This window comes from Vibrio sp. 1641, assembly GCF_033339995.1.
In the GTDB taxonomy this organism is placed as follows: domain Bacteria; phylum Pseudomonadota; class Gammaproteobacteria; order Enterobacterales; family Vibrionaceae; genus Vibrio; species Vibrio alginolyticus.
Genome location: NZ_JAWOVP010000108.1, coordinates 1 through 809 on the forward strand (window position 1 = coordinate 1; position 809 = coordinate 809).

Consider the following 809-nt stretch of genomic DNA (forward strand, 5'->3'; position numbering starts at 1 on the left):
GAAAAGTTGGCATTCAAGGCGAGTTTCCCTATTATCGGAACACATTTAACGTTGGTCAGTTTAGAGGTCAGTATGGAGCTAGAAGCCGTCGCTAAAGCATTAAAAGAATTAGGGCACCCTACCCGTCTATGCATTTATAAAGAAGTCGTTAAAGCGGGCTACAAAGGCATTGCGGTAGGCGGTGTGCAAGAAAAACTCGGTATTCCTGCATCCACACTTTCTCATCATATTTCCAGTTTAGCCTCTGCAGGACTCATTACTCAGCGCCGTGAAGGCCGTATTCTTTTTTGTGTTGCTGAATACGAATGTTTGGACGATGTCATCGACTTTCTTCGTGCCGAATGTTGCGTGAATGAATGCCAATAACGGCTTTGACGATTCAAATAAAAACGAGCTCCTATTGAGCTCATTTTTATTGTCTTCTGCCGCCGCTTTTATTTTTGTACCAATAACATGAACGACTTTGCCGGAACCTTCTGTTCTATCCCGGCTTTAACGCTTTGATCTGACATCAAATCGAACCAATCACACTCTGTCTTTAGCGATAGCGATTGTGCGCGCGTGGATTTGTTTAGCACTACAATACCTTTCTCTCCGCGTTTTAGCACTAGCATATCATCATTCCCTTCCAGTACCGTCATTGATTCGCCATGAGTCACATTATGGAACGCGATCATCTTCGCCATGCGCGGATCATTCCAAGCGTCTTTCCATCTTGGCTTTCCGTTTTTGTTCTTAATGCCGCTGGTATCCAAATCGGTATAAACCAAAGGCACGCCGCCATCGCGACCAAGAATGTAGGCATAAGC

At 44.7% G+C, this 809-nt stretch carries 1 protein-coding gene and 1 pseudogene; one reads left to right on the plus strand and one right to left on the minus strand.

Annotation, left to right across the window (positions count from 1 at the left end):
• The first annotated feature begins 72 nt into the window (after positions 1–72).
• On the plus strand, positions 73–366 hold the full coding sequence (locus R7Z47_RS24465; protein ID WP_005459687.1) for an ArsR/SmtB family transcription factor: 294 nt from the start codon (positions 73–75) through the stop codon (positions 364–366).
• 68 nt (positions 367–434) lie between these two features.
• On the opposite strand, the pseudogene R7Z47_RS24470 reads toward R7Z47_RS24465, so the two are convergent.
• Positions 435–809 (minus strand): annotated as a pseudogene (locus tag R7Z47_RS24470) (alpha-amylase); the annotation flags it as partial.

Bases quoted from the DNA above. Each gene is read 5' to 3' on its own strand.
- R7Z47_RS24465 (WP_005459687.1), top strand. From the start codon at position 73: ATGGAGCTAGAAGCCGTCGCTAAAGCATTAAAAGAATTAGGGCACCCT.